Consider the following 20,698-nt stretch of genomic DNA (forward strand, 5'->3'; position numbering starts at 1 on the left):
AGCGGGGATGAACGGAATCGACACGGCGGTGGCCTCGCTGCTGGCTAGCCGCATCGACAGCCTGCTTCCCCTCGGCTCGCGATCCAGCGCGACGACCGCGCAGACCGACGCGTCCCTGAACGTCAGGCAGCCGCCCGGCGCGCCCATCGCGATGATGCCCGCGCCGTTGCCGGCGTCCGCGCAGACGGTGCTGTCGGCCGTCGCACTGACACTCGACGCGATCACGCGCTCCGGCGGCGAGGCGACGCCCGCACTGGTCGGGCAGCTCCCCGTTTGGCCCGCCGCGCCCGCCATCGACATCGCGCCTCTGCCGCTCTTCGACACGGGCGCGAACGCATCGCAGGCCGCGGCTTCCGGTAACGCCGCGGCGGGTGCCGCGACGGCGCAGAACACGGGCGGCGCGAATGCCGCGCACGGCGCGGACGCGGCGGCGAACATCGTCGCCGCGCCTCTGCCCGTCGCCGAGCTGGCGGCGGCGCTCAGGCGTACCGTCGACGAAAGCGGACTCTTCTACGAATCGCATCTCGCGCAGTGGCTGTCGGGGCAACGACCCGTCGAATCGCTTGCGGGCGAGCCACAGAATCGCCTTGCCGACGCGGCGTCGCAAACGCCGCTCGACTTGAGTCACGACGCCGACGAATCGAACTCATGGGCGCAAGGCCGCCCGTCGGGCAACACGGGTGCCGCGGCATTTGCGGCCGCCGTCGCCGCTGCGCGCGGTACACCTGAAGGCCCGCACACCCAGTCGGCGCGCTTCACGACCTTCGATCTGGCGACGCACGACATCATCGACACGCCCGATCAGCCCACGCAATCGACGCAGAACCCGGCGCCGGCCCATGCAGCAGCGGGCATGGACGATGCCAGCGCGCGCCAACAGCAATCAATGGCGGCGGCGTTGCATCCCGCGACGATTCCCCTCGTCCGCCAGCAACTCGACCTGCTCGCGACGGGGCAATTCCGCTGGACGGGCGAAGCGTGGCCGGGCGCCCGCCTCGACTGGACGATCGAGCAGGAAGGTGATGAATGGCGGCGCAGCGGCAACGGCGCCGCATCCGCCGACGACGAATACCCTTGGCGCACGCGCCTCACGCTGTCGCTGCCTTCGCTCGGCACCGTCGACGCCGACCTCACGCTGACGGGCTCGCGGCTCGTCGCGCGCGTGCAGGCGAGCCCCGGCGGCGCGGCGCGGCTCGCGGCGCAGGGCGAGACCTTCCGCCAGCGCCTCGCGCAGGCGGGCATCGAGCTGAGCGGCCTGTCGATCCTCGAAATCGGCGGAAGCACGCCGGCGGGCAACGCTGCGGCGGCTGCCGCTGCGGCATCGGCGTATGCGCGCACGACGGCGGACAAGTCCGCGCAGCACGACGCCGCCGACAACCTCGATTTCGACTGGGACATGCAATGAGCCGCACCAGTCGCAGGAGCGCAGCCGCGCTGGTCTACGATTCGCACGGTCACGACGACGCGCCGCGCATCGTCGCGAAAGGCTACGGGATCGTCGCCGAGATGATCGTGCAGCGCGCGAAGGAAGCGGGCCTGTACGTGCATCAATCGCCCGAAATGGTGTCGCTGCTGATGCAGGTCGACGTCGACTCGCGCATTCCGCCGCGCCTGTATCAGGCCGTCGCGGAATTGCTCGCGTGGCTGCATCGGCTGGAGAGCGGTGCTGGCGATGATTCACCCGTCATCGACGTGGTTGCCACCGACATTCCCCCCGACACGTCCAGCGAGCTTTGACGCCCGGCGTCAGAACCGCATCATCAGACTGAGCAGCGCCCGCACGCGTCTGCCGTACGGCGGCGCGATCAGGCCGCGCGCGTTGAAGCGCGCCTGCGTCAACACCGGCTTCATCTTCGAGAACGTGGCGAAGCCTTCGTACCCGTGATACGCGCCCATCCCGCTTGCGCCGACGCCGCCGAACGGCAAGCTTTCGCACGCAAGATGCATCAGCGTTTCGTTGACGGACATCCCGCCCGCGATGGTTTCATGCGTGACGCGCGCGATCGCCGCCTTGTCGTCGTCGTACAGATAGAGCGACAACGGACGAGGGCGCGCGTTGACATAGGCGATGGCGTCGTCGAGCGAATCGTAGGGAATCACGGGTAGTAACGGCCCGAAAATCTCCTCCTGCATCAGCGTGGATGTGTCGGGCGCTTGCGTCACGGCGACGAGCGGAAAGCGGCGCGCGCTCGCATCGGGTGCGGCATCGGTGAGCGCGTGCAGTTGTGCGCCCTGTTCGCGTGCTTCGTCGGCGAGACGCTGCAGGCGCTCAAAATGACGCGGCGAAATGATCGACGTGTAATCGGGGTTGCGCGCGAAATCCGGATACAGCCGCGCCATGCGCAAGCGTGCCCGCTCGATGAACGCCTGCTCCTTGCCGCGCGGCACGAGCACGTAGTCCGGCGCGATGCAGGTTTGTCCCGCGTTGAGCGTTTTGCCCGCGACGATGCTGTCGACGGCGTAGTCGAAGCGCGCCTGCGGCCCGACGATGGCGGGCGACTTGCCGCCGAGTTCGAGCGTCACGGGCGTCAGATGCGCGGCGGCGGCGCGCATCACTTCATGGCCGACCTTCGTCGAGCCCGTGAACAGCAGATGATCGAATGGCTGTGCGCTGAATGCGGCTGCGAGCGCGGCGTCGCCGTTCACGACGGCGACGTGATCGCGGGCGAAGGTCTGTGAGATGAGTTGCTCGAAGAGCAGCGACGTGCGCGGCGTGAGCTCCGACATCTTGATGATCGCGCGATTGCCGGCCGTGAGTGCGCTGATGAGCGGCCCGGCCGCCAGCAGCACCGGATAATTCCACGGCACGATAATCCCGACGACGCCGAGCGGCTGCGGTACGACCTTCGCGCGGGCAGGCAGGAGCCACTTGTTGGTCGCGCGACGCTGCGCTTTCATCCAGCGCTTGCCGTGACGCAGCGCGCCGTCGATTTCCTCTTTCACGAGCAGAAATTCGGCCAGCAGGATTTCTTCTTTCGCGCGATTGCCGAAGTCGGCGTGCATCGCATCGGCGAGCATGTCGCGATTGTCGAGCAGCACTTCGCGCAATGCCTTCAGATGCGCGGCGCGCTGATCCCATGTCGGATACGGGGCGCGCAGATACGCGGCGCGCTGTTCGCGCAAAAGCTCTTCCAGGGCCGCGATATCCGGCCGGTCGTTCTTCATTTCGTTGTGTCTCCCTATGTTGTTGTGTACTGCGTGAAGTCAGCCGGTGAACGCGCGATCGACGATCGCCTTGTGGTCGAACGAGGCGGGCAGCGTACCGTACACGCGGCCGCTTTCGCCGCAGCCATCGCCGAGCCGCGTCGCGATGAACGCATCGGCGACGAAGGCAGGCGCATGCTGCGCGAGCAGCACCGCTTGCGCGATCAGCACGATCTGTTGCGCGATGCGGCGCGCGGAAGCCTCGCGCGTTTCAGGTGCCGACGTCAGCGCGCGCATCAGACCTTCGAGCGCCGCGTTCAGCGCGGGATGGGTTTGCGCCACGTCGCGCCACGCGGCGAGCAAAGCCTGTGCGGCATCGGGCTCGCGTTCCATCGCGCGCAGCACGTCGAGACACATCACGTTGCCCGAGCCTTCCCAGATCGAGTTCACGGGCGCTTCGCGGTAAAAGCGCGCCATCGGCCCTTCTTCGACGTAGCCGTTGCCGCCCCAGACTTCCATCGCTTCGCCTGTGAATTCGAGCGTGCGCTTGCAAACCCAGTACTTCGCAGCGGGCGTGACCAGACGCCGCCACGCGCGTTCTTCGGGGGCGTTCGTGGTGTCTTCAAACGCGCGCGCGAGGCGCATGAACAACACCGTTGCCGCTTCCGTTTCGAGCGACAGATCGGCGAGCACGTTGCGCATCAACGGCTGATCGGCGAGATGCCGGCCGAATGCGCTGCGATGCCGCGCATGGTGGATCGCCTGCACAAGCGCCGCGCGCATCAGCGCCGCGCTGCCGATCACGCAGTCGAGCCGCGTGTAGTTCGCCATTTCGATGATGGTCGGCACGCCGCGCCCTTCGTCGCCGATCATCACGCCGTGGGCGTCGAAGAATTCGACTTCGCTGCTGGCGTTCGAACGGTTGCCGAGCTTGTCCTTCAGGCGCTGCACGCGCACGGCGTTCTTGCTGCCGTCAGGCGCGAAGCGCGGTACGAAGAAGCATGACAGCGCTTCCTGATCTTCGGTGCGTGCGAGCACCAGATGCGCGTCGCACTGCGGCGCGGAAAAGAACCACTTGTGGCCGACCAGCCGATACGCCGCGCCGCGTCCGCCGCCGTTCGCCGCGAACGCTTGCGTGCGGTTGCTTCGCACGTCGGAACCGCCTTGCTTCTCGGTCATGCCCATGCCGATCATCATCGAAATCTTCTGATCGAGCGGGACGTCGCGCGGATCGTACACGCGTGAATACAACTTGTCGCGAAGCGTCGCGAATAGTGCCGGCTCACGTTGCAGCACGGGAATGCTGGCGAAGGTCATCGTCAACGGACATAGCGAGCCGGATTCGAGTTGCGCGTGCAGAAAGTAGCCCGCGCAGCGCGCGACCATCGCGCCAGGCTGCGGATCGGAAAAGGGCAACGCGTGCAGTCCTTCGCGGCGCAGCAGGCTCAGCAACGTATGCCACGCAGGATGAAACTCGAGCGCGTCGATGCGCTCGCCGCGCGGGCTGAAGCTCGTGAGTTCGGGCGCGTGGCGATTCGCCAGATCCGCGAGCGCGAGCACATCAGGTTGTGTCAGCGCGGCGCCGTCGCGCGCGAGCGCCTCGCGATGCCACGTCGCGCCTTCGCGCTCGACGGCGGCGGCCAGCGCGGCATCGCTTGCAAACAGGTTGTAGTTCGCAAGCGGCGGGACCTGATTGGTCACTTCATGCGTGTTGCCGGGGCCGAACCGTTCCATCTGATGTCTCCATTCGATGCACGCGCGCCAGCCGTTGTGTAGTGCGCTGTTTTATTGGCGCGCGCAAGCCATATGCGTATAAGACGATGCGCGAAAGACCGTGTTTGAATGAGGTCCACACGCGGTGCCGGGCGCGGACAGCACCTTTCATCATAGGGGTGCGTCGCGGGTTCCGTTTAGAGTGATCGCTCTGACGCCGGCAACACGCGAACGTCTGGTGCTCCCTACAATGCGCAGACAAACGCACGTAGACAAGTGTGCATGAGACAGATGCCGCCAGCAATTCAGCGCGGTCGATAGGAGGAGCGGATGCAATACGACTACGTCATCGTCGGCGCAGGCTCGGGCGGCTGTTCGCTCGCCGGGCGTCTCGCGGAGCAATGTCCCGATGCGACCATCGCGCTCATCGAAGCCGGCCCGCACACCGAGCGGAATCTGTTCGTCAACATGCCGCTCGGCGTCGCGGCCGTCGTGCCGTTCCGGCGCAAGACCAACTACGGCTATCTGACGACGCCGCAACCCGGCCTCGGTGGCAGGCGCGGTTATCAGCCGCGCGGACGCGGCTTCGGCGGATCGAGCGCGATCAACGCGATGGTGTACACGCGCGGCCATCCGCTCGATTACGACGACTGGGCGCGTCTTGGCTGCGATGGCTGGGCGTTCGACGACGTGCTGCCGTATTTCCGCCGCGCCGAGGGCAACGAACGCGGCGCCGATGCGCTGCATGGCGCGGACGGTCCGCTCAACGTGTCGAACCTGCGTTTTCAGAATCCGTTTTCGCATCGCTTCGTGAGAGCCGCCGTCGAAGCGGGCTTCCCGCGCAACGACGACTTCAACGGTACGCAGCAGGAAGGCGTCGGCTTCTATCAGGTGACGCAGCGCGACGGGCAGCGCTGGAGCGTTGCGCGCGCTTATATCTACGGCCGCTCGCGTCCGAACCTGCACACGATCGCCGACGCGGCAGTGCTGCGCGTGGTGTTCGACGGCAAGCGCGCGAAGGGCGTCGAAGTGATCCGAGGCGGTGTCACGCAGACGATCGAGGCGCGCGCGGAAGTCGTGCTGTCGGCGGGGACGTTCAACTCGCCGCAACTGCTGATGTGCTCGGGCATTGGCCCCGCCGATCATCTGCGCGCGCTCGGCATTCCCGTACTGCACGACGCGCCCGAGGTCGGGCGCAATCTCACGGATCACGTCGATTTCACGATCAACAAGCGCGTGTCGTCGGCACAAACGATCGGCTTCTCGCTGCGCGGTTTCGCGAAGATGGTGCCGGGCTTTGTCTCGTATCTGCGCAGCGGGCGCGGCATGCTGACCAGCAACGTTGCGGAAGCGGGCGGCTTTCTAAAAAGCCGGCCGACGCTCGACCGGCCCGATCTGCAACTGCACTTCTGCACCGCGCTCGTCGACGATCACAACCGCCACATGCATTGGGGGCACGGCTATTCGTTGCACGTGTGCGTGCTGCGTCCGCATAGCCGTGGCTCCGTCACGCTGGCGAGCAGCGATGCGCGCGAAGCACCTGTCATCGATCCGGCGTTTCTCAGCGATCCACGCGATCTCGACCTGCTGGTCGAAGGCGTGCATCTGTCACGGCGCATTCTCGACGCACCGTCGCTCGCGCTGTGCGGCGGCCGCGAGCTTTATACGCGGCATGGCCAGACGGACGCCGAATTGCGCGCGACGATCGTCGCGCATGCCGATACGATCTATCACCCCGTTTCGACATGCCGCATGGGCGGCGACGAGCGGTCCGTCGTCGATACGCAATTGCGCGTGCGCGGCGTGACGGGTCTGCGCGTGGTCGATGCTTCCGTGATGCCGACGCTGATCGGCGGCAACACGAATGCGCCGACGGTGATGATCGGCGAGCGTGCCGCCGATTTCATCGCCGCCACGCGCCGTGGTACGCCGATTCCGGCAACCGCCGACGAGCCGGCGCGCACCACGTGAAGCGACGTGATTCCAGCGATGCACGCCGTCGATTGTGATAAAGCGCAAAAAGCGCCGTAAGAGAATTCCGATAAAGTTTGAAAAACATTGATCGCTTCAATTCTGAGATTTCCCCGCTCCTATAATCGCGGCCCAACGAAGGGCGCATGGGCGCGCGTTCGAAATTCAGGGAAACGAATCGATGAGTGTCAATGTGATTCAACTGGTCCGGTCTGCGTTGCCGGACACCGTGGTTCAACAGCTGTCGAACTGCCTCGGATTGCCGCCGGAAGCAACGACAAAAGTCGTGGACGTCACCACGCCTGCGCTAGTCGCCGGCCTGCTGAACAAGTGCGCAACGCTCGATGGCGCGCGTGCGCTGTTCGCGACGATCCTCGGTCAGGAAGTCAACGCGGATGTCGCCGAACAGCTGCCTCGCCTCTTCGCTAGCACGACGGGTGTCACGCAACTGTCGTCGACGGGACGTCAGTTGCTGGAGCATTCGTTCGAGCGCCGCATCGACGGACTGAGCGACACCGTGTCGATGCAAACAGGCGTGCCCGCGCACGCGACGCATGCCGTATCGGGCATTGCGGGCAGCATTCTGATGGGCGTGCTCAAGCGCCACATTCTCGAGCATCGCGGCAACATCGGTCAGTTGCCGACCTTGCTCGGCCAGCAGTTGCAGACCATTGCGCCGTTTCTGAACGACGGCCTCACGACCGTTCTGGGCCTGGGCGGCGCGGCTGCCTTCGCGCAGACGATCGGCTCGCAGGTGCGCGCCGTGTCGTCGCATTTCGAGCATCCCGCCGCGGCGCCCATGCCGACGACCGCGCGCGCTCCCGCCGAACCCGCGTTGTCCGCCACGGCGATCTCCGTTGCGCCGCCCGCGCGCGAAGTGCGCCATGTCGGCCCGAAGGCGAAGCACTGGTTTGGCATGGCCGCGTTGTCCGCGCTGATCGGCGCGATCGCTGCGATGCTGACGTGGGTGGCGTTGGCCTTGTGTCCGGCGGCGACCAGTTTCCTCGGTCAGCATGCCGCCGCAGCTACGGTTGAAGCGCCGGGCGCCGCGACGCAAGCAGATGCGCAGCCCGCGTCGCAAGCACCGCGGGACGACGCGGCCAGCGCCGTCGGCAAGGTCGAAGCTGAAGCGGCACCCGCCGTCGCGAAGGACTCGCAGCTGATCGTCGCTGTAGACGGGAAGGGCAAGCCGACGCTTACCGCGATCGTCCAGAACGTTGCCGAAAAATCGGCGCTGCTGAACGCGCTGACGAAGAAGTTCGGCGCCGGCAACTTCAACGCCGACATCACCGTCGACGAAAACCGTAAGGCTGCCGACTGGCTCGCGCAGATCGACGCGCTGATGCCGCTGCTGTCGACGCCGGGTGCGGAGATGAAGATCGACGGCACGCGCGTCGAACTGAGCGGCACGGTCGCCGATGCGAAATCGGGCTGGCTCGATCGTCTGAAGTCGCTGTTCGGCGCGCCATATCAGGTGAGCGCATTCGATGCGGCGCAAGCTGTTGCGAACGCCGCGCAGTCGTTCAAGAACGCGGCGAAGTCGCTGGGCGCGTCGTGCGCAGGCGCGGATGTCGTCAAGACGCTGAACCTGCAGGTCGTCAATTTCGCATCGCGAGACGCGCACGTGCCGCAGTCCGCACTCGACGATCTGAACCAGTCCGCGCAACTGCTCAAGTCGTGTGCGACGAGCGGCCACGCGCTGAAGCTCGAAGTGGCGGGCTTCTCGGATAACCTCGGCAGCGAAGCGGCGAATCTGGAGCTGTCGAAGGAACGTGCCGACGCCGTGCGCGCCGTCCTCGTGAAGGCCGGCGTGCCCGCCGATGCACTCGTCGCGCAGGGCTACGGCAACGTCCGTCCTGTGGCGAGCAACGCGACGGAAAGCGGACGCTTCGCGAATCGCCGGATCGAATTCAGCGAGGTGCAAGCTCAGACGACGCAGGCTCAAGCGCAGGTTCAGACCAAGTAAGGCGTTGCCTTTAAGCGCAAAGACTCAAAACACGATGCCGCCCGGTGCAAACCGGGCGGCATTTTTCATTTCAGTGGCGGTTTCACGCGATCCGGCGTAGTCGTGGGCGAATCGAAGGTCAGCGGGTGCGTGAAGTTGTCGGTGGTCAGTCCCGGCAGCGTTTCACGCGCGACCTCGAGCCATGCGCGCGCCGCATGCGACAGATAACCCTTGCGCCGCCAGCCGATCGCCATTTCCCACGGAATCTCCGGCGCGACGACGGGCCGGCAGGTGAATTGCGCCGCGTCGAGCCGCCGGCAATACGGCGCGGGCAGAAGCGCAATGCCGACGCCTGCCAGCACCAGCGCCGCCATGAAATCCCAATGCCCGCTGCGTCCGACGATGGTCGGCGCGAAACCGGCCGTGCGGCACGCCGTCAGCACGACGTCGTTGAGCGCGAGGCTTTCGCCGTAGAAGACGAACGGCTCGCTGGCGAGATCGGCGAGCGGCACTTCCTGCAGTTCATCCCAGCGCGAGCCTTGACGCGCGACGAGCCACAGCACCTGGCGGCTCATCGGCAGCACGTCGATCATGTCGTCGACGGGTTGCAGCACGCCGCCCAGTTCCAGTTCGCCGGAAATCAGCGCGGCTTCGATGGCCTTCGAGCCCTGTTCGAAGAGTTTCAGCTCGATCTTCGGATGACGCTGACGGAACGCAGCGATGGCGGGCGTGAACAGCGACCCGCCCATCGGCGGAATGCCGATCGTCAGCTCGCCGCGCCCGAGTTTGTCGAGGTCGTGCAGTTCGGCCTGCAACTGCGCGTAGGCGGCGAGCACGTCCTGGCCGCGCTGATAAACGATGCGTCCGGCATCCGTCAGCACCATTTGCCGGCCGTCGCGCAGCAGCAGCGGCGAGCCGGTTTCGTCCTCCAGCGACTTCACCATCTTGCTGATGGTCGGCTGCGTGACGAACATCTGCTCGGCGGCGACGGTGAAGCTCTGTTGCCGCACGACTTCAACGAAATAGCGGAGCGCGCGCAGTTCCATGTTCGTAGCCCTCGGAATTCCAATTTGGAATGAAGTAGATAATTCTAAGTCATTATATTTATGTTGCACCGCACCCTATACTGAATCTCATCCAAATGTCACCTAGGGTTTGCCATGATCTCGCCGCTGATCGCCCGTCTTGCCGCTACTGTCCGCCTCGATGCGACGTCGCCCGTCGCGAAGATCGGCCGGATCGCCGTGCAGAGCGCCGGGATCGCCGCAGTCTGGTTCGCCGCCGACTACGTCGTGCGCCGCTTTGGCTTGCCGGTGCCGGGCGGCGTCGTGGGCCTCGTCGCGCTGCTCGCGCTGTTGTTCTGCGGCGGCGTCGCGCCGCGCTGGGTGAAGGCGGGCGCCGATTGGCTGCTGTCGGACATGCTGCTGTTCTTCATTCCCGCTGCGGTCGCGGCGGTCCAGTACGGTGGCTTGTTCCGCGAAGACGGCTGGCGTCTCGCGATCGTCGTGGTCGCGGGCACGCTGATGGTGATGGTGGCCGTTGCATTCGCCGTCGAACAGGCCGCGCGGCTCGAACGCCGTCTCGCGCTGCGCCGCGTGATGGTTCATCGCTCGCCCGTCGAACGTCGTCCTGTTAGCCGCAACTTCCTCTAATCCACGTTCCGGACCGTTCCGCCGATGAGCGCCTTCTACACGTCCCTTTTCGCCGACGACGCTTCCCGGCTCATCGCCGCCGGCTGTTTCGTGCTGACGGTGGCGCTCTATTTCGCGTCGAAGGCGCTGTATGCGCGCTTCAGATCGCCGTGGCTGACGCCGCTTCTCGCCGTGCCCGCGGTGCTGGCCGCGATTGTCGTTATCGCGCGGATTCCGTACGCTGTCTACTTTCAGGACACGCGCTGGCTGATGTGGCTGCTCGGCCCGGCCACAGTCGCATTCGCGGTGCCTATCTACGAATACCGCGATCTGCTGCGGCGGCACTGGATTTCACTCACCGTCGGCGTGACGGTCGGCATCGTGGTTGCCGTGGGCGGCTCGCTCGCGCTGTCGAAGCTGCTGCATCTGTCGCCGGAACTGCAGCGCAGCCTGATGACGCGCTCGGTGTCGACGCCTTTCGCGCTCGCCGTCTCCGACAAGATTCACGCGCCGAAGGACCTGACTGCGCTGTTCGTGATCGCGACGGGCGTCTGCGGGATGCTGTTCGGTGAACTCGTGCTCGCGCTCGTGCCGCTGCGCACACGGCTCGCGCGCGGCGCGCTGTTCGGCGCGGCGGCGCATGGCGTCGGCACCGCGAAGGCGCGCGAACTGGGCAGCGAAGAGGGCGTCGTCGCGAGCCTGACAATGATGATCGCCGGTGTAGTGATGGTGCTGCTCGCCCCGCTGTTTGGGATGCTTCCGCTTTGACGTAGCGGGGATCGGCAACTAATTTGGGATGAACGGCGGCGCGCTCGCTCTATGATTGCCGGTGTCGTTGATTCTAGAGACCGGTCCAGGCGATGCTTCCCATTTCCGTCATCATTCCCTGCTTCAACGCTGAACGGACGCTCGCGCGCACGCTCGATAGCTGCATCGCGCAGCCCGAAGCCGCGCAGATTCTCGTGATCGACGACGGCTCGCGTGACGCTTCGCCCGACATCGCTGCCCAATACGCGCAGCAGTATCCGCAGATCGAACTGCTGCGCATGCCGCAAAACGGCGGTGCAGCACGCGCGCGGAACTGGGGCGCGATGCATGCGTCGCACCCGCTGCTGGCTTTCATCGACGCCGACGACGAATACATGCCGCACGCGCTCGCTGCGGCCGCCGCCTTCCTGCACGATCATCCGGGTCAGCCCTCGATTCGCCTCGACGTCGAATATTGCGGCTTTCCCGCTGACATCACGGATCATCCGCAATTCGACATTCACGCGGCGACGCTGAGCAACACGGTGCCGAGCAGCCTTGTGATCCGCCGCTCCGTCTATGCTGCGTTCGGCGGATTTCCGCTCGATGACGTGTTTCGGCGTCACGGCGGCGAGGACGGCGCGTTTTCGCTGGCGCTACTGAATATCTTCGGCAATCCCCGGCTCGACGACCACAAGCGCGTGCGCATGCACTACCACCCGAATATCCACGCAGAACGGTATTTCCGCATTTCGATGGGCATGCTCCAGGCGTCGGACGAACTCGTCAACTCGACCCGCGAAGCGTCCTGGCGCTTCGTACGCCGCGCGTATGAAGCGATCAAGGAATTACGCGGTGTCGAACTCGCACCACATCTGAGTGCGCAACCGGGCGCAGATTCACCGCCAGATCAATCGGCATAAGCTGAATCGTCATACCGCAAGCCATCTCGTTTTGCTACAATCGCCGTTCGTCTTCGAGGAGCGTTGCGACGGGTTCGACCCGCCAGGCTCGAAGGCTTTCAATCGGAAGGATTGGACGCGCGCCGCGCCAACAAACCAACCGCATCGAACGGCGCTCACGTCAAATTTCTAGTCATTTTTAGAAAGGAGGGCGTGATGAACGCCGCAGTTATGGATTCCAAAAATTCCCAGGATTTCGTTGTTGCCGACCTGTCGCTGGCTGACTGGGGCCGCAAGGAACTCACCATCGCCGAGACTGAAATGCCCGGTCTCATGCAAACCCGCGAAGAGTACAAGACGCAGCAGCCGCTGAAGGGCGCGCGCGTCGCGGGCTCGCTGCACATGACCATTCAAACGGGCGTGCTGATCGAGACGCTGACCGCGCTGGGCGCGGACGTTCGCTGGGCATCGTGCAACATTTTCTCGACGCAAGATCACGCCGCCGCCGCCATCGCGAAGGCCGGCACGCCCGTGTTCGCGTTCAAGGGCGAATCGCTCGACGAATACTGGGAATTCTCGCACCGCATTTTCGAATGGCCGAACGGTGAGTTCGCCAACATGATCCTCGACGACGGCGGCGACGCAACGCTGCTGCTGATCCTCGGTTCGAAGGCCGAGAAGGATCGCTCGGTGATCTCGAAGCCGACCAACGAAGAAGAAGTCGCGCTGTACAAGTCGATTGCTGCGCATCTCGAAGTCGACCCGACGTGGTACTCGAAGCGCCTCGCGCACATCAAGGGCGTCACGGAAGAAACGACGACGGGCGTGCATCGCCTGTATCAGATGGAGAAGGAAGGCCGTCTGCCGTTCCCCGCGATCAACGTGAACGATTCCGTCACGAAGTCGAAGTTCGACAACCTGTATGGCTGCCGCGAGTCGCTCGTCGACGGTATCAAGCGCGCAACCGACGTGATGATCGCCGGCAAGATCGCGGTTGTGGCGGGTTACGGCGACGTGGGCAAGGGCTGCGCGCAATCGCTGCGCGGTCTGGGCGCTACGGTGTGGGTCACGGAAATCGATCCGATCTGCGCGCTGCAAGCCGCGATGGAAGGCTACCGCGTCGTGACGATGGAAGCCGCTGCGCCGCACGCCGACATCTTCGTGACGGCAACGGGCAACTACCACGTGATCAACCACGATCACATGAAGGCGATGCGCAACAACGCGATCGTCTGCAACATCGGCCACTTCGACTCGGAAATCGACGTTGCGTCGACGCGCCAGTACCAGTGGGAAAACATCAAGCCGCAAGTCGACCACATCATTTTCCCGGACGGCAAGCGCGTGATCCTGCTGGCTGAAGGCCGCCTCGTGAACCTGGGCTGCGCGACGGGCCACCCGTCGTTCGTGATGTCGAACTCGTTCACGAACCAGACGCTCGCGCAGATCGAACTGTTCGTCGACGGCGCGAAGTACGAGAACAAGGTTTATGTTCTGCCGAAGCAGCTCGACGAGAAGGTCGCGCGCCTGCACCTCGCGCGCATCGGCGCGAACCTGACGGAGCTGTCGACGGAACAGGCTGGCTACATCGGCGTCGACAAGAACGGTCCGTTCAAGCCGAACCACTACCGTTATTAAGCCGCAAAAAGCGGCATGACAGGTGCAGCCGCTTGCTTCGGCACGCGGCTGCACCGGACGAAGCGCACGCCCATGCGACGCATTGCATCGGCTGATGCTTCTCGCGTGCCTTCGAGTTCAATCCGGACTTCACGCCCACAGACGACCAGGAGCCGTTCATGACTGTATTGCTGACCTGGGTGATCAATGCGCTCGCGCTGCTGATCATCACCTACCTCGTGCCGTCGATCCACATTCGCAGTTTCGGCACTGCGCTGATCGTCGCGCTCGTGCTGGGGCTCATCAATGCCGTCTTGCGGCCGGTGCTGATCCTGCTGACGTTGCCCGTCACGATTCTCACGCTTGGGCTCTTCATTCTGGTGGTGAATGCGCTGTGCTTCTGGCTGTGCGCGTCGCTGCTGAAGGGCTTCGAAGTGTCGGGATTCTGGTCGGCGTTCTTCGGCTCGATCCTGTACAGCATCGTTTCGTGGCTGCTGTCCGCGCTCATCTTCGGCAACCGCGGCCTGAGCTGACAGGTGCCAACAGAACCATGAATCCCATCGAACTTTCATTCGAATTCTTCCCGCCGAAGACACAGGAAGGGCTCGACAAGCTGCGTGCGACGCGCGCGGAGCTGTTGCCGCTCAAGCCCAAGTTCGTGTCCGTCACGTTCGGCGCCGGCGGTTCGACCCAGCAAGGCACGCTCGACACGGTGCTCGACATGGCGAAGGACGGCCTCGAAGCCGCGCCGCACCTGTCGTGCATCGGCTCGTCGAGGGAAAGCTTGCGGGCTATTCTCAATGAATATCGCTCGCATGGCATTCGCCATATTGTCGCGTTGCGTGGCGATTTGCCGTCGGGCATGGGCGCAGTCGGCGAGTTGCGCTACGCGTCGGAACTGGTGAGTTTTATTCGCGCCGAATTCGGCGACTGGTTCCGTATCGAGGTTGCGGGCTATCCCGAGTATCATCCGCAGTCGCGTTCGCCGAAGCACGATCTTGAGAACTTCGCTCGCAAGGTGAAGGCGGGTGCCAATTCGGCGATCACGCAGTACTTCTTCAACGCTGACGCGTATTTCCGCTTCGTCGATGATGCGCACAAGCTCGGTGTTGATGTGCCTATCGTGCCGGGCATCATGCCTATTACGAACTTCTCGCAGTTGATGCGGTTCTCTGAAATGTGTGGTGCGGAAGTGCCGCGGTGGGTGGCGCGACGGCTCGAAAGCTTCGGTGATGATCGCGAGTCGATTCGCGCGTTCGGTCTCGATGTGGTGGCGGATCTTTGCCGCCGTCTCGTTGAGGCGAAAGTGCCGGGGCTGCATTTCTATACCCTTAACGGGTCGGCTGCGACGAAGGCTATTTGCGAGCGGCTCGTTGGCTGACAGGTTTTCTGTTTTTCTGGTTTTTGCAAAGTCGGTGTGCGTGTGAGCGTGCGCCGATTTTTTTTGCTTGTCTGCGATGGTGTTTGCTGCGCAAGGTTTGGTTTTTGGGCTTTGCGTTGGCATCCGCGTATTGCCTTCGCGGCGCGGTCGGTTTGGTTGTTCTAGCCTTTTCGCTGGCATCCGCGTGTTGCCTTCGTGCTTCAGGCGTCGCCCCTGTGCGGGGCGGCACCTACTTTTCTTTGCCGCCGCAAAGAAAAGTAGGCAAAAGAAAGCGGCTAACACCGCCAACATTTCTTCTTGCCTGAGGGCCCCCAACGGGTCTTACGCTTCACACGGCAATCACGTGACCCATGTTCGTTGCCAACGCTCTTGCGCTGCCCCTCACCCACTTCATATGTCCGCGTCGCACCACGCCATGTCAGACAGTCCACAGCCGCCCAGGTGGCAAACTGTGTGTCGGCCCCTTGTACTCCACACGCATCACTTCGGACCGATAGCGCATGCGCCCCACCCTGTAAGAGCGCCGAGCTATACGTTGCGACAACCTACACACAGTTTGCCACCTGGGCGGCACATACCATTCTCTGCCGCTGGCCTGAGTACGGGTATTCGAAGCGGGTGAGGCGTTCATTCGAAGCGTTGGCAACGCACGCAAAGAGAAAGGCTGCCGTGCGAAGCATAAGACCGGTTGGGGGCCATCAGGCAAACACAAGAGCTGGCGGTGTTAGCCGCTTTCTTTTGCCTACTTTTCTTTGCGGCGGCAAAGAAAAGTAGGTGCCGCCCCGCACAGGGGCGACGCTTGAAGCAGGCTAACAAATCGCGGATGCCAGCGAAAAGGCTAGAACAACCAAACCGACCGCGCCGCGAAGGCAAAACGCGGATGCCACCACAAACACAAGCAAACCAAACCTACCCCGCCACGAAGCGAAGCGGAGTGAAAACCCATATTGAATCTGAATATTGGCTGACTATGATCCAAAGGCACTCGCCCCTAGCTGCCTCGCGGAGAACGCCATGCCCATGTCATCGACGCTGTCTGCAGTTCGCAAGTCTTGCCTGCCTGTGCTGTCCGCTGTAGCCGTAATTACCGCATGCATTGCACCTGAACTGTCCGCGGCGGCCTCGCTGCCCGACAAGACGGTCGTCTTCTGTTCCGAAGGCAGTCCCGCCGGATTCGACACCGCGCAGTACACGACCAGCGTCGAGTTCAGCGCCGGCTCCTACACCGTCTATAACCGGCTCGTAGAGTTCGGCCACGGCAGCACGGACATCGAGCCGGGGCTCGCCGACAAGTGGGATGTCTCCAGCGACGGCCTGCAATACACGTTTCACCTGCGCAAAGGCGTGAAATTCCAGACGACGTCGTTCTTCAAGCCGACGCGCGACTTCAACGCCGACGACGTCGTATTCACGTATACGCGCATGCTCGATCCCGAACAGCCGTTCCGCAAGGCCTACAACGTGCCGTTCCCATACTTCACCGATCTCGGCCTCGCGAAGAACATCACCAAGGTCGAGGCGCTCGACCCGTACACCGTGCGCTTCACGCTAAAAGAAGTCGACGCACCGTTCCTGCAGCAGATCGCGATGCCGTTCGCATCGATCCTCTCGGCCGAGTATGCGGACCAGTTGTTGAAGGCAGGCAAGGCGTCGGACATCAACCTGTTCCCCGTCGGCACGGGCCCGTTCATTTTCCGTAGCTATACGAAGGACGATTCGATCCGCTTCGACGGTAACCCGAACTACTGGAAACCCGGCGTGGTGAAGGTGAGCAAGCTGATCTTCGCGATCACCGTCGACCCATCCGTGCGTCTGCAGAAGCTCAAACGCAACGAATGCCAGGTGATGAGCTATCCGAAGCCCGCCGACATTGCGCAGATCGAGGCGGATTCGTCGATCGCGCTGCCGCATCAGGTGGGCTTCAATCTGGGCTTCATCGCGTACAACACGACGAAAAAGCCACTCGACAACGTGCTCGTGCGCCGCGCGCTCGACATGGCCGTCAACAAGAAGGCGATCATCGATTCGGTCTACCAGGGCGCGGGCCAGGCGGCGACCAATCCGATGCCGCCCACCCAATGGGGCTACGACAAGAGCCTGAAGGACGCACCGTACGACGTCGACAAGGCCAAAGGGCTGCTCAAGCAGGCGGGCTACCCGGATGGCTTCGACCTGACGCTTTGGGCGATGCCCGTTTCGCGTCCGTACAACCCGAACGCGCGTCTGATGGCCGAAATGCTGCAGGCGGACTGGGCGAAGATCGGTGTGAAGACGAAAATCGTCACCTTCGAGTGGGGTGAGTACATCCGCCGCGGGCACAGCGGCGAGCACGAGGCGATGCTGATCGGCTGGACGGGCGACTACGGCGACCCGGACAACTGGCTCGGTGTGCTGCTCGGCTGCGATGCCGTGAACGGCAGCAATTTCTCCAAATGGTGTTACAAGCCGTTCGACGACCTCATCAAGGCGGCCCGCAGCACCACCGATACGGCCACGCGCACCAAGGACTACACCGAAGCCCAACAGATCTTCAAGGATCAGGTGCCGTTCACGCCGATCGCGCATTCAACCGTTTATCAGCCGCTGTCGAAGGCGGTCACCGGCTTCAAGATCGACCCGTTTGGCCCGACTCAGTTCTGGAACGTCGGTCTCAAGTAGATAATTTACCGCTTCTCTCCCCAATTCCGCTGAAATTCGGGACGGTTGCCGCGCCAGGCGCGGCAACCTGGATGAAAGCTGTTTCCTATCGTCAACAAAGTTAATTTCCTCCAATTGCGGCCCCTGGCAAAGCTCAGTAATATCGCGCTACGCTGGTTTTAGCCGGCGATGATCCTGGAGGAAACATGAAGCAAAACAAACTGTTGCGCGCGGCACGGCTCACGATGCTGGCCGCGACGGCAGCGGCATCGATGGCGGGGACCCAACTGGCAAACGCCGCCGATATCCCGAACAAAACCCTCGTCTACTGCTCGGAAGGCAGCCCGGCGGGTTTTGATCCGGCGCAATACACCACGGGCGTGGATTTCACGGCCAATACGTTCACGGTTTATAACCGCCTCGTCGAATTCGAACGCGGCGGCACGAAGGTCGAGCCGGGCCTCGCAGAAAAGTGGGATGTCTCGCCGGACGGCAAGACGTACACGTTCCATCTGCGCCACGGCGTCAAGTTCCACACCACTTCCTGGTTCAAGCCGACCCGCGAATTCAACGCGGACGACGTCGTGTTCACGTTCCAGCGCATGCTGGACACGAACCAGCCGTTCCGTAAGGCTTACCCGGTGCAGTTCCCGTACTTCACCGACATGGGCCTCGACAAGCTGATCGACAAGGTCGAAAAGGTCGACCCGTACACGGTCAAGTTCACGCTGAAGGAAGTCAACGCGCCGTTCATCCAGAATCTGGCAATGGAATACGCGTCGGTCCTGTCGGCTGAATATGCGGATTCGCTGCTGAAGTCCGGCAACGCGGCTGACATCAACCAGAAGCCGGTCGGCACGGGCCCGTTCATTTTCCGCAGCTACACGAAGGACGCGACGATCCGTTTCGACGGCAATCCGGACTACTGGAAGCCGAACACGGTCAAGATCTCGAAGCTGATCTTCTCGATCACGCCTGATGCGGGCGTGCGCGTGCAGAAGCTGAAGCGCGACGAATGCCAGGTGATGAGCTATCCGCGTCCCGCCGACATCGCGCCGCTGAAGGCCGATTCGAACATCGACATGCCGTCGCAGCCGGGCTTCAACCTGGGTTACCTGGCGTACAACGTTTCGCACAAGCCGGTCGACAAGCTCGAAGTGCGTCAGGCGCTCGACATGGCGATCAACAAGAAAGCGATCATCGATTCCGTGTATCAAGGCGCAGGACAGGCCGCGACGAACCCGATGCCGCCGACTCAGTGGTCGTACGACAAGAACCTGAAGATGCCGGCATACGACACGGAAAAGGCCAAGGCGCTGCTCGCCAAGGCTGGCTTCCCGAACGGTTTCGACATCACGCTGTGGGCAATGCCCGTGCAGCGCGCGTACAACCCGAACGGCAAGCTGATGGCGGAAATGATCCAGGCCGACTGGGCGAAGATCGGCGTGAAGGCGAAGATCGTCACGTACGAATGGGGTGAGTACATCAAGCGCGCGCACGCGGGCGAAGACGACACGATGCTGATCGGCTGGACGGGCGACAATGGCGACCCGGACAACTGGCTCGGTACGCTGCTCGGCTGCGACGCTGTGAACGGCAACAACTTCTCGAAGTGGTGCTACAAGCCGTTCGACGAACTCGTGCAGAAGGGCCGTGAAACGACGGGCCAGGCTGATCGCACGAAGGCGTATGTGCAGGCGCAGCAGATCTTCGCGCAGCAACTGCCGTTCTCGCCGATTGCTCACTCGACGGTGTATCAGCCGGTCAGCAAGAAGGTTGTCGACATGCGCATCGAGCCGCTCGGCTACGCGCGCTTCGACGGCGTCAGCATGAAGTAAATCACGTGATGCGGTGGGCTTAGTTGCCTGCTGCATCCCATACGCAGTACGCTTTTCGTTCGGTTAGAAGACTGGTCGAAATGGTCCGGCGACCGGGGTCACGAGCCCTCGTCGCCGGTTGCGTTTTTTCTCACCAAGACCATAGGGACGAACCATGTTCCGATTCGTTTTGCGCCGCATCGGGATGGTCATACCGACTTTCATCGGTATCACGATCCTCGCGTTTGCGCTCATTCACCTGATTCCGGGCGACCCCATCGAAGTCATGATGGGCGAGCGCGGCGTCGATCCGGCCATGCACGCGGCTGCGATGCATCGCCTCGGGCTCGACGAACCGCTGCCCATCCAGTACATCCATTACGTGGGCCACGCGCTGCAGGGGAACCTCGGCACGTCGATCATCACCAATACCAGCGTGATGGACGAATTCACGGCCCGTTTCCCCGCCACCGTCGAACTGTCGATCTGCGCGATGCTGTTTGCGCTGATCGTGGGTCTCCCGGCGGGCGTGTTCGCTGCGCTGCGGCGTGGCACGGCCGTCGATCACGGCGTGATGGGCACGGCGCTCACCGGTTATTCGATGCCGATTTTCTGGTGGGGCTTGATCCTCATCATGTTCTTCTCGTCGAAGCTCGGCTGGACGCCCGTGTCGGGCCGCATCGCGGTCGAGTACGACATTCCACACGTGACAGGCTTCCTGCTGATCGACTCGCTGCTGCCCGGCACGGACGAAGGCTCGTTCCGCTCGGCGCTGTCGCATCTGATCCTGCCGTCGATCGTGCTCGGCACGATTCCGCTCGCGGTCGTCGCGCGGATGACGCGTTCGTCGATGCTCGAAGTGCTGCGCGAAGACTACATTCGCACGGCGCGTGCGAAGGGTCTGTCGCCGGGACGCGTGATCGTCGTGCATGCGCTGCGTAACGCGCTGATTCCCGTCGTGACGGTGATCGGTTTGCAGGTCGGCACGCTGCTCGCGGGCGCGGTGCTGACGGAAACGCTGTTCTCGTGGCCGGGCATCGGCAAATGGCTGATCGACGCGATCGGCCGGCGCGACTATCCCGTCGTGCAGGGCGGTATCCTGATGATCGCGACGCTCGTGATCGTCGTGAACCTCGTCGTCGACCTGTTGTACGGCGTGCTCAACCCACGCATCCGCCATACGAGGTAATACC

Annotated in this window: 16 protein-coding genes and 1 riboswitch; of the genes, 13 read left to right on the forward strand and 3 right to left on the reverse strand. The window is 63.4% G+C overall.

Features of this window, described 5'->3' with window-relative positions:
• The first annotated feature begins 7 nt into the window (after positions 1–7).
• A complete protein-coding gene (gene fliK / locus BLT65_RS15510) occupies positions 8–1,405 on the forward strand; it encodes a flagellar hook-length control protein FliK (RefSeq protein WP_091778887.1) in 1,398 nt (465 codons plus the stop codon).
• Positions 1,402–1,737: an EscU/YscU/HrcU family type III secretion system export apparatus switch protein gene (locus BLT65_RS15515; RefSeq protein WP_091778889.1), complete on the forward strand. Its 336-nt coding sequence runs from the start codon at positions 1,402–1,404 to the stop codon at positions 1,735–1,737. The genes fliK and BLT65_RS15515 overlap by 4 nt, the downstream gene beginning before the upstream one ends.
• 9 nt (positions 1,738–1,746) lie before the next feature.
• Here BLT65_RS15515 and BLT65_RS15520 read toward each other — a convergent pair whose 3' ends face one another.
• Entirely contained in the window at positions 1,747–3,165 is a 1,419-nt protein-coding gene (locus BLT65_RS15520; protein WP_091778891.1) for a coniferyl aldehyde dehydrogenase, read from the reverse strand.
• A gap of 39 nt (positions 3,166–3,204) precedes the next feature.
• Positions 3,205–4,878 carry an isovaleryl-CoA dehydrogenase gene (locus BLT65_RS15525; protein WP_091778893.1) on the reverse strand — a complete coding sequence of 558 codons (1,674 nt, stop codon included), beginning with the start codon at positions 4,876–4,878 and terminating at the stop codon, positions 3,205–3,207.
• 309 nt (positions 4,879–5,187) lie between these two features.
• Between BLT65_RS15525 and BLT65_RS15530 the strand changes: the two genes are divergently transcribed.
• Both BLT65_RS15530 and BLT65_RS15535 read left to right on the forward strand, forming a co-directional pair.
• Positions 5,188–6,828, forward strand: a complete 1,641-nt coding sequence (locus BLT65_RS15530) for a GMC family oxidoreductase (protein WP_091778895.1) — start codon at positions 5,188–5,190, stop codon at positions 6,826–6,828.
• Between the two features lie 181 nt (positions 6,829–7,009).
• Positions 7,010–8,794 (forward strand): OmpA family protein, encoded by a 1,785-nt coding sequence (locus BLT65_RS15535; RefSeq protein ID WP_091778897.1) that lies wholly within the window; start codon positions 7,010–7,012, stop codon positions 8,792–8,794.
• A 65-nt stretch (positions 8,795–8,859) separates the two neighbouring features.
• On the opposite strand, the gene BLT65_RS15540 is transcribed toward BLT65_RS15535, so the two are convergent.
• Positions 8,860–9,819: a LysR family transcriptional regulator gene (locus BLT65_RS15540; protein ID WP_091778899.1), complete on the reverse strand. Its 960-nt coding sequence runs from the start codon at positions 9,817–9,819 to the stop codon at positions 8,860–8,862.
• A 114-nt stretch (positions 9,820–9,933) separates the two neighbouring features.
• Here BLT65_RS15540 and BLT65_RS15545 point away from each other — a divergent pair, with 114 nt between their 5' ends.
• The 9 genes from BLT65_RS15545 (at position 9,934) to BLT65_RS15585 (ending at position 20,694) form a co-directional block, all read left to right on the forward strand.
• On the forward strand, positions 9,934–10,425 hold the full coding sequence (locus tag BLT65_RS15545; RefSeq protein ID WP_091778901.1) for a CidA/LrgA family protein: 492 nt from the start codon (positions 9,934–9,936) through the stop codon (positions 10,423–10,425).
• 24 nt (positions 10,426–10,449) lie between these two features.
• A complete protein-coding gene (locus tag BLT65_RS15550) occupies positions 10,450–11,172 on the forward strand; it encodes an LrgB family protein (RefSeq protein ID WP_091778903.1) in 723 nt (240 codons plus the stop codon).
• Between the two features lie 92 nt (positions 11,173–11,264).
• Positions 11,265–12,074, forward strand: coding sequence for a glycosyltransferase family 2 protein (locus BLT65_RS15555; RefSeq protein ID WP_091778905.1), 810 nt, complete (start codon positions 11,265–11,267; stop codon positions 12,072–12,074).
• 49 nt (positions 12,075–12,123) lie between these two features.
• Positions 12,124–12,238, forward strand: a riboswitch (S-adenosyl-L-homocysteine riboswitch).
• A gap of 31 nt (positions 12,239–12,269) precedes the next feature.
• A complete protein-coding gene (ahcY, locus tag BLT65_RS15560) occupies positions 12,270–13,691 on the forward strand; it encodes an adenosylhomocysteinase (RefSeq protein ID WP_042315540.1) in 1,422 nt (473 codons plus the stop codon).
• Positions 13,692–13,849: 158 nt separating this feature from the next.
• The gene (locus tag BLT65_RS15565) at positions 13,850–14,203 is read left to right on the forward strand and encodes a phage holin family protein (protein WP_007577130.1); all 354 of its coding nucleotides are present in this window, start codon (positions 13,850–13,852) and stop codon (positions 14,201–14,203) included.
• A 17-nt stretch (positions 14,204–14,220) separates the two neighbouring features.
• The gene (gene metF, locus BLT65_RS15570; RefSeq protein ID WP_007577131.1) at positions 14,221–15,051 is read left to right on the forward strand and encodes a methylenetetrahydrofolate reductase [NAD(P)H]; all 831 of its coding nucleotides are present in this window, start codon (positions 14,221–14,223) and stop codon (positions 15,049–15,051) included.
• A 1,014-nt stretch (positions 15,052–16,065) separates the two neighbouring features.
• A complete protein-coding gene (locus BLT65_RS15575; RefSeq protein WP_091778907.1) occupies positions 16,066–17,709 on the forward strand; it encodes an ABC transporter substrate-binding protein in 1,644 nt (547 codons plus the stop codon).
• 185 nt (positions 17,710–17,894) lie between these two features.
• Positions 17,895–19,526, forward strand: a complete 1,632-nt coding sequence (locus tag BLT65_RS15580; protein WP_091778908.1) for an ABC transporter substrate-binding protein — start codon at positions 17,895–17,897, stop codon at positions 19,524–19,526.
• 154 nt (positions 19,527–19,680) lie between these two features.
• Positions 19,681–20,694 carry an ABC transporter permease subunit gene (locus BLT65_RS15585; protein WP_042316481.1) on the forward strand — a complete coding sequence of 338 codons (1,014 nt, stop codon included), beginning with the start codon at positions 19,681–19,683 and terminating at the stop codon, positions 20,692–20,694.
• The last annotated feature ends 4 nt before the right edge of the window (positions 20,695–20,698 follow it).

Origin of the sequence: Paraburkholderia steynii (assembly GCF_900100565.1) — a bacterium.
Lineage (GTDB): Bacteria > Pseudomonadota > Gammaproteobacteria > Burkholderiales > Burkholderiaceae > Paraburkholderia > Paraburkholderia terrae.